The organism is Anaerofustis sp. (assembly GCF_019420015.1).
Lineage (GTDB): Bacteria > Bacillota > Clostridia > Eubacteriales > Anaerofustaceae > Anaerofustis.
This window is the reverse complement of sequence record NZ_JAHZIA010000008.1, coordinates 248,130-256,888: the sequence shown is the minus strand read 5'-3', so window position 1 is coordinate 256,888 and position 8,759 is coordinate 248,130. Positions and strand designations below refer to the sequence as shown.

8 protein-coding genes are annotated in these 8,759 nt (G+C 31.3%); 7 read left to right on the top strand and 1 reads right to left on the bottom strand.

What is annotated here, in order from left to right; translation table 11 throughout:
- The coding region (locus tag QZ357_RS02690) for an NADH-ubiquinone oxidoreductase-F iron-sulfur binding region domain-containing protein (protein ID WP_290771506.1) at positions 1-391 on the top strand (391 nt) is incomplete at its 5' end.
- A gap of 19 nt (positions 392-410) precedes the next feature.
- Positions 411-2,156, top strand: a complete 1,746-nt coding sequence (locus QZ357_RS02685) for an NADH-dependent [FeFe] hydrogenase, group A6 (protein WP_290771504.1) — start codon at positions 411-413, stop codon at positions 2,154-2,156.
- 21 nt (positions 2,157-2,177) lie between these two features.
- On the opposite strand, the gene QZ357_RS02680 is transcribed toward QZ357_RS02685, so the two are convergent.
- Positions 2,178-2,693 carry a DUF4358 domain-containing protein gene (locus tag QZ357_RS02680; protein WP_290771502.1) on the bottom strand — a complete coding sequence of 172 codons (516 nt, stop codon included), beginning with the start codon at positions 2,691-2,693 and terminating at the stop codon, positions 2,178-2,180.
- 295 nt (positions 2,694-2,988) lie between these two features.
- Here QZ357_RS02680 and QZ357_RS02675 point away from each other — a divergent pair, with 295 nt between their 5' ends.
- The 5 genes from QZ357_RS02675 (at position 2,989) to QZ357_RS02655 (ending at position 8,742) form a co-directional block, all read left to right on the top strand.
- Positions 2,989-4,131, top strand: a complete 1,143-nt coding sequence (locus QZ357_RS02675) for a hypothetical protein (protein ID WP_290771500.1) — start codon at positions 2,989-2,991, stop codon at positions 4,129-4,131.
- An 85-nt stretch (positions 4,132-4,216) separates the two neighbouring features.
- Positions 4,217-4,876, top strand: a complete 660-nt coding sequence (locus QZ357_RS02670; RefSeq protein ID WP_290771498.1) for a hypothetical protein — start codon at positions 4,217-4,219, stop codon at positions 4,874-4,876.
- A gap of 219 nt (positions 4,877-5,095) precedes the next feature.
- Positions 5,096-5,956: a diadenylate cyclase CdaA gene (gene cdaA, locus QZ357_RS02665; RefSeq protein WP_290771496.1), complete on the top strand. Its 861-nt coding sequence runs from the start codon at positions 5,096-5,098 to the stop codon at positions 5,954-5,956.
- Positions 5,943-7,163 (top strand): CdaR family protein, encoded by a 1,221-nt coding sequence (locus QZ357_RS02660; protein WP_290771494.1) that lies wholly within the window; start codon positions 5,943-5,945, stop codon positions 7,161-7,163. The genes cdaA and QZ357_RS02660 overlap by 14 nt, the downstream gene beginning before the upstream one ends.
- 4 nt (positions 7,164-7,167) lie before the next feature.
- Complete coding sequence (locus QZ357_RS02655; RefSeq protein WP_290771492.1) at positions 7,168-8,742, top strand: NAD(P)/FAD-dependent oxidoreductase; 1,575 nt, start codon at positions 7,168-7,170, stop codon at positions 8,740-8,742.
- Positions 8,743-8,759 lie beyond the last annotated feature (17 nt).

The following is an 8,759-nucleotide window of genomic DNA, read 5'->3' as shown; positions in this document are numbered from 1 at the left end:
AGGAGCTCCTTATGGTGAATATTTACCAGATTCTGAAGTTTCTAAACCTGTAAACTTTATGGCTTTAATGATGAATGGAATAATAAGGGGTACTGCTCTTGTTGTTGTTATCGATGAAACAACTGATATGGCAAAAGAAATATCAGATTACTTACAATTTTTATTAATTCAATCTTGCGGTAAATGTTTCCCTTGTAAGGTTGGGGTAAAAAGAATGGATGAAATGGTTAAGAAAATCGTTTCTGATATTTCAGAAAAAGATGATTACAGCAAAGTAAAAGCGATTGCAAAAAACATGAGTATCGGAACTCTTTGCCCTATAGGTCAAAAAGGTGCTGCTCCTATTTTAAGTGCACTTGAAAATTTCAGTTCTGATTTTATAAAAGAGTAGTCAAGGAGTAAATGAAAAGATGGTAAATTTAAAGATAAATAATATTGATGTTAGCGTTGAAGAAAAAACAACGGTTCTTGAAGCTGCAAGACAAATCGGAATTAATATTCCTACATTATGTTTCTTAGAACATAACAAAATTGGTGCTTGTAGAATGTGTGTAGTTGAAATTAAAGGTTCTGATGTTTTAAGAAGTGCTTGTAATTTCCCTGTAAAAGAAGGAATGGAAGTATTTACAAACTCTCCTAAAGTAAGAGAATCAAGAAAAAATACAATGGAACTTACACTTTCTGACCATAACAGAGATTGTACGACTTGTATAAGAAGCGGAAACTGTGAGCTTCAAACCCTTGCAAATGATTTGGGAGTAAGCACGGTTCCTTTTAGTGGAGATTTCTCATCAGATGCATACGATGATAAATCTGTTTCAATAGTAAGGGATGAATCTAAATGTATTTTCTGTAAAAGATGTATAAATACTTGTGATAAAATTCAAGGTATCGGTGCTTTGATCGGTAAAGATAACGGATTTGATTCAAAGGCAAGACCTGTTAAAGGTGATTATTTAGCCGATACAAATTGTATTAACTGTGGACAATGTGTTATTAACTGTCCGGTAGGTGCCTTAACAGAAAAAGTAAATGTTGATGAAGTATGGGAAGCTCTTTGTGATGAAAACAAACACGTTGTTGTTCAACCTGCTCCTGCAGTAAGAGCTGCTCTTGGAGAAGAGTTCGGATATGAAATTGGCACAGATGTAACAGGTAAAATGGTTGCTGCTTTAAGAAGACTTGGATTTGATAAAGTTTTTGATACAGATTTTGGTGCTGATATGACTATTATGGAAGAAGCACATGAACTTGTGGATAGAGTTTCTAACGGCGGTACTCTTCCTATGATTACAAGCTGTTGTCCTGCTTGGGTTAAACTTTGTGAACAAGAATATCCAGAACTTATTCCAAACCTTTCTTCATGTAAATCACCTCAAGCTATGGCAGGTGCTTTAATAAAAACTCATTATGCTGAAACTAATAATATTAATCCTGATGATATTTATGTTGTAAGCGTTATGCCTTGTGTTGCAAAGAAATTTGAAGTAGGAAGAGAGCAATTAATGGAAGGTGACAACTACGACAGCGACGTTTGTATCACAACAAGAGAGCTTGCAAGAATGATTAAAGAAGCTGGTATTGACTTTAAAAATCTTGAAGATGAAGAATTTGATCCTATTTACGGAGAAAGTTCTGGAGCCGGAGTAATTTTTGGAGCTACTGGCGGTGTTATGGAAGCTGCTGCAAGAACTGCTGTTGAAGCTATAACGGGAGAAGTTTGTGATGATGTGGATTATGAAGAAGTAAGAGGACTTGAAGGACTTAAGGAAGCATCTATCAAAGCAGGTGATAAAGAAATAAAGGTTGCCGTTGTTCACGGTGGTGCAAACATAAGAAAGCTTATGGATAAAGTTAAAAAAGGTGAAGCTGATTATGATTTTATCGAGTGTATGGCTTGTCTTGGTGGTTGTGTAAACGGTGGTGGACAACCAATCGTAAACAGTCAGCTTATTAATGCAGGGTTATCTCTTGCAAAAGAAAGAGCAAAAGTATTATATAATCAAGATAAGAACGTTAGACCTACAAGAAAATCTCACGATAATCCAGCGGTTAAAAAAGTTTATGAAGAATTTTTGGGTAAACCAAATTCTCATAAAGCTCATGAGGTTTTACATACTACATATGTAGACAGGAGCAATGATATATTAAAATAGAAAGAGTCCTTTTGGACTCTTTTATTTTTTTATTTCTTTTTCTTCAAATAAAGATGTAATTGTATCTATAACTTTATTGTTGTCATATGAAATAACATAAACCATGTACGTATTATTTTCATAGAAACTTCGGTTTACTACCAAGTTATATTCTTTTTGATTTTGTTTTTTCCATATTTTTTCATATTCTAGCATATAGTTATCTAACTGTTTTTTTACGAGTTCTTTTTTATCGGCTTTAACCTTTGCCATGATAAGTAAATTACTTTTAGAATAAAGTGCGGATTGTTTTATTATCAGTTCATCAAAATCGTTTTTATCCAATTTATATATTTTTGATATTTCTTTATCGCTGGCAGAGGTCATATTGTAGAATATAGGGATGTTTTTGTCATTTTTTTCATAAGTAAGCCTTTCTACCTCCTTTAGGGCTTTTGTAAGATTTAATGTCGATTCATATGCTTTTTTTTCATTGCATCCGAATAGGATAAGAACTGATAAAAAAGTCAAAATTATTATTGTGAATTTTTTGTTCATTATAACTCCTTATTTATTGTTGTTTTATAATTTAAAATTTTAATTATATATAATTTATATTCGGACAAATTACATATAGTAGTAATATTATACAGTATTTTGATAAATTTTAAATTCATTTTATTTTCTGCATTTTGAGCATTTTTTCCTCTGCAGACATATTTTTGACATTTTATTTATGAGGATTGCTTTAATATATAGTACCTGAAGGAAAAGCTAAATTATTGGATGTAATATTTTCATAATTTTATATTTGAAAGAATATAAATAAATTATAAATAAGTGGGAGGGGAATATGATAGAAATATTAAATGAAGAATTCTTGAATTTGGAAGATAATAAGGCAAGTTTGAATTTTGATTTGAGAGAACAAAGCGATAGTTTGAATATGAATTTAAAACTGAATAATATGCCTGCAGGTGAGTATGCCGTAATTTTTATAACGAATAACCGAGAATATACATCTGCTATTTTCCAGGTTGAAAGTATAAATAGAGTTGAGAAAAGAATACAAATAGAAAAAAACAAAGTGAAAGAATTTGATAGAATAGAAATCGTTGATATATATTCAGGAGATATTTTATTTGGATATGACTATGAAGATGCAGTTGAAGAAGAAATGGAAGTTCCTACTCTTGTAAAAGATAAAAACATTTTAAAAGAAGATATTGAGATAATAAAAGAAGAAGAATTTGAAGATAATAATATAGAAAATGATATTCCGTTAATAAAAAATAATGAAGCAGAGGAAATGGCTTTTGATGTCGATGAATTATTTGATGAGGAAACTAATAAAAAAGAAGATGAAGATAAGTTAAAGAAAAAAGATGACTTGAAAGTGCTGGAAAATCTTTTTGATATTTTTTCTCCTAAAAACAAAAACAGTACAGAAAATGACTTTGATGATTTTGAATCTGCATTGGATGAGGAGCTTAAAAATTATAACGATAATAATTTATCTGATAAATCGGAGTATGAGTTTATAGAGAAAAAAGAAGAAAAAACAGTAGAAAAACCTAAAAAGATTATTAATGCCAATGATGTTTTAATCGAAGATATCATGGAAGAATTTTCTGTTGAAAATTTTTTAAGTTTAGACGGTGAGCATAAATTCTATTATGTGGATGAAAATGATTCCAGGTTGGATGATATTAATATAATATATAATGGTTTTGTTATGCCGCTCATTTATCCATTTATGGGATATAAAAATTTAGAATTGGAAAATGCTGTTTTACCGAATTGGATATTCGGTAAACTTGTCAGCGAAAATGAGCTTAAATATTACGTATACGGAATTTTAGGCAGTAATAAAGATGATACTCAGCCTTTTCTCGGTTCTACCGGATTTATTTATTATGAGCCAAGCGCATATGACGGTTATGGATATTGGCTTATGTATATAAGCGTCAAAACTGGAAAAATATGTCTTTTATAAATAGCAAATAATACTTTTTAATCAAGTTATTACCAGCATATTAAAATCCTTCTTTTTAAATAATAATATAGAAAGGAGGAATTATATGAATAAAAAATTTATGACTATAATGCTTTCATCGATTCTTATGTTTACAGTTTTTACAGGTTGCGGAAATAATACAGACAATACTGTAAAAAGTCAAATGGATAATGCCTCAAATGATGTTAAAAACGGTGTTGAAAACATAGGAGACGATGTTAAAAACGGTGCCGAAGATTTGGGTAATGACGTAAAAAACGGGGCAAATGATTTGGCAAATGACATCGACGGTAATGCTAAAGGAAGCAAGGATAATGTACTAAACAAAGATTATTCTTTGATACCTTATCAATTTGATTACAGCGGAAATTACAGACAATATACAAATAATAATTCCGGATATTACAGCTCATCTGAATCATACAAGAATAAGCAGGAAGGAACTGCCGTTTATGACTCAGTAAAGAAAATTTCCGGTATAGAAGATGTTAAAATTGCGATAATCGGAGAGAAAGCTTACTGTGCAGTAAAAACAAAAACAAGTGCAAACAGTTTGTCTTCAGAGAAAAAAGCAAGAATAAACAACTTAATCAAAGCTAAATATCTACAAGTAAAAAATGTGTATTTTTCTGATAAAGTTAAAGGATATACATCTTTGGCAAATTCCATAGAAAACGGACTCAGAAATGTAACAGATGATGTTTTACACTTATTTGGATTATAATTTTAAAGGCACCTTATCAAAGGTGCTTTTTTATTTTATATTAATATTTAATTAAATTTAAACAATTACTGTAAAATAATGTATAATAATATATAGTTGAATATAAATTAATATAAATCTTAATTTATTTATTTAAAATAAATTTGATTGTCAATAATTTATTTGTATTCGGTTTTATTTAGTTATTTATGAATTTGAATTTAAGGTAAGGTAAATTGAATGTCTCAGATAACATCTTTTTTTAATCAAGTTTTTCAATCATTTAATATATTGTCTGCAGTAGATATTCTTATAATGACTTTAATTATATATGGAATAATACGACTTATAAAAGGGACTCAGGCAGAACAGGTTGCCAAAGGAATAATTATTATTCTTGTTATTACTCAGGTAAGTGATTGGATTGGACTTGTTACGGTTAATTTTGTATTTAAAAATATAATTACAGTAGGTTTTCTTGCGCTTCTTATAATGTTTCAACCAGAGCTTAGGAAAATGTTAGAGACTATCGGTAAAACAAATGTACGTCATATAAAAGATATATTTATGGAAAAGGATCTTGATTCTCCGAGTGTTGCTGTAGATCAGATTGTTGAAAGTGTGAGTGATTTGTCAAAGACAAAAACGGGGTTGTTGATAGTTATTGAACGTCAGGTTCCCCTTGATGATGTTGTGGAAACGGGTGTAAAACTTGACAGTTTGCTCAGCAGTGAGCTTATAAATAATATATTTCAATATGCCACCCCATTACATGACGGTGCGGTAATCATTAACAGTGAAACCCTCAGAATAAGAGCTGCTGCGTGTCTTTTACCTCTTTCTCAAAACAAGAATCTTTCTACCAGTATCGGTACCAGACACCGTGCGGGAATAGGTATAAGCGAACATTCCGATTGTGTTTCATTGATGGTTTCCGAAGAAACAGGAGTTATTTCTTATGCTATTAACGGTAAGTTATCCAGATTTGTAGGAGAGAGAGGTATTCGCAGAATTTTGACGGAAATATTGATTGAAGAGCCTTCTCATAAGAGTACAAAGTCAAAAGTATTAAGGAGAAAACATAGCAATGGAAAAAAATAACAGTAAGGTTATGACATTATTAATTTCGTTTTTACTTTCTGTTCTCTTATGGGGATATGCTATAAGTGACAGTGACAATATGACATACAGCAGAATAGAAAACATACCGATTTCTGCATCTAATACAGGTATTTTGGATCAAAATGATTTTATTGTTTCTCTTTCGAAGGATAAAATAGACAGTATGAAAGTTTACGGTAAAGGTTCTTTGGTTAAGAGTCTTAATAATCAAAATATACATGCAAGCGTTGATTTAAAGGATATATCTGCCGAAGGTACTTATACATTAAATATAAATATCAAAGGTATTCCCAGTGACGTTACAATAGTGGATCAAGAGCCTAATGTTATAAAAGTAAAAGTTGAAAAGAAAGGAAGCAAAGATATAAGTGTTCCGGTAATAAAACCTATAGGAAATGTAAAGGGTGGTTACAGTGTATTGTCTTTATCTCCGGAAACTAAAAACGTTCATATAAGCGGACCTTCCAGCAGTGTGGAAAAAGTAAGTGCCATTGTGGGAAATGTTGATGTAGAAAATAAAAACGAAGATTTTACTTCCGATATTTCTTTGTATGCAGTAGATGAAAATAACAAAAAAATAAGTGATGTTGACTTATTTCCTTCTAGTACAAATGTCTCTGTCTTAATAGGCAGAATAAAGGAAGTTAAAGTAAATGTTATCAGCAAAGGTAAGGTTGCCGAGGGATATAAATTAACGGATATATCTGCAAACAAAGAAACTGTAATTATTTCTGGTGTGGAAGAAAAACTGGAAAATATAGATATTGTAAATACTGAGTCGATTGATTTGAGTGACAGAAAATCATCATTTGACAAAAATGTTTCCCTTGATTTGCCTCAAGGAGTTCATGTGGTCGATGCCAAAGACAGTATTGATGTGAGTGTGAAAATAGATAAACTTAACGAGAAGACCATATATATAACATCTTTTACTTTTGATAATCTTGCAGAAGGATTGAAAGCTGAGGTTATTGATGATAAAGTTAGCGTTCTTTTATCCGGAGATAACAGTCTTCTCAATAAAATATCTGAAAAAAATTTGTCGGGTTCTTTAGATTTGTCCGGATTAAATGAAGGAACACATTCTGTTGCTATTAAAATAAGTACACAGGGAATTCCTGAGGGTGTAAATATAAGAAGTGTAAGTCAAAATAATATTACTGTAAAAATAACAAGAGGGAAATAATATTGTGAGAAAATACTTAATAGAAAATATAAAAATAAATATAGATAATTTGATTTCCAGTGGTGAAAGAGAAGTAATTATAAATAAATTACATTTGACAGAACAAAAAGTAAAGGATTTTAAAATACTGAGGAAATCTTTGGATGCAAGAAAGAGAAATACAGAAGGTGTTTTTTATGTGTATTCTGTTATTCTTTCTTATCCGGTAAAGCCAGGTACAAAAGGTTGTAAGGTAAGTATATATAAAGACCGTAATGTTCATCCGATAAACTTAAATAAAAAGAAGAAATTATCTCCTATAATTGTGGGCAGCGGTCCAAGTGGATTGTTTTGTGCATTGTATTTGGCTAAGATGGGATACGCTCCGATAGTTTTTGAGCGTGGCGAAGACATTAGAAACAGGGTAAAGACCGTAAAAAAATTTTTTGATAATGGTATTTTAAATTCAAATTCAAATGTACAATTTGGTCTTGGAGGAGCCGGAACATTTTCAGACGGGAAAATAAATTCCAGAATAAAGAATCCGCTTAAAACAGAAGTTTTGGAAACTTTTGTTAAATGCGGTGCTCCGAGAGATATAATGTATTTAAATAAACCTCATTTAGGTACGGATAAATTAAGGGTTATCGTAGAAGATCTAAAAGCCTTAATTGAATATTACGGGGGCAGATTTTATTTTAATTCAGTTGTTACAGATTTAATAATTAAAGATAATGCCGTAAAGGGTGTAATCGTAAACGATGATAAAGAATATATTTCTGATTGTGTTGTTTTGGCCGTTGGAAACGGAGCAAGAGATACTTTTAATATACTAGGTAAGAACAATGTAAATATGACAAACAAATCATTTGCTTTAGGTTTTAGGGTAGAACATTTACGTGAAGAAATAGACAGATGTTGCTACGGTAAGTTTGCAGGACATAAGGTATTGGGTGCTGCGGATTATAATCTTACATATCATGATGATTTATATAAAAAGGGTGTTTACTCATTTTGTAATTGTCCCGGAGGAGTTGTCGTTGCAGGTGCAAGCGGAGAAGGACAGGTTGTTACCAACGGCATGAGTTTTAGAAGCAGAAATATGACAAACACTAATTCTGCCATAGTGGTTAATGTTAACGAAAGCGATTATGGAAGTGACTTGTTTGCGGGAATCAGATTTCAGGAAGCTCTTGAACATCGTGCATTTGAGATGGGTGGAGGAAACTATAATGCTCCATATATGAGCATAAGAGATTTCCTTGGTATAAAAGGTAAAACAAATGTGACGCCGAGTTATTTACCAGGGGTAAAAGAGTGTGATATGAATGAACTTTTGCCGGAAAATTTGACTTCGTCCATAAAGAGTTCTTTTGAATATTTTAATAAGTTTTTTGATACATTTTATAATGGCGTTATTACCGGTGTTGAAAGCAGGACATCTTCTCCTGTGAGAATATTGAGAAATAAGTTGACTCTGGAAAGTGAAAATATAAAAGGCCTCTATCCTGTAGGTGAAGGTGCAGGCTATGCCGGGGGTATACTTTCAAGTGCTGTTGACGGTATAAAAGCTGCGATAGTAATAAATGATAATAATTAAAAAGGGAGATTAGAAAA

Excerpts from the sequence above, each read along its gene's own strand:
- QZ357_RS02660 (WP_290771494.1), top strand. The coding sequence starts at position 5,943 with ATGGAAAAAAATAACAGTAAGGTTATGACATTATTAATTTCGTTTTTA.
- cdaA (WP_290771496.1), top strand. The coding sequence starts at position 5,096 with ATGTCTCAGATAACATCTTTTTTTAATCAAGTTTTTCAATCATTTAAT.
- QZ357_RS02685 (WP_290771504.1), top strand. The coding sequence starts at position 411 with ATGGTAAATTTAAAGATAAATAATATTGATGTTAGCGTTGAAGAAAAA.
- QZ357_RS02680 (WP_290771502.1), bottom strand. The coding sequence starts at position 2,693 with ATGAACAAAAAATTCACAATAATAATTTTGACTTTTTTATCAGTTCTT.
- QZ357_RS02670 (WP_290771498.1), top strand. The coding sequence starts at position 4,217 with ATGAATAAAAAATTTATGACTATAATGCTTTCATCGATTCTTATGTTT.
- QZ357_RS02675 (WP_290771500.1), top strand. The coding sequence starts at position 2,989 with ATGATAGAAATATTAAATGAAGAATTCTTGAATTTGGAAGATAATAAG.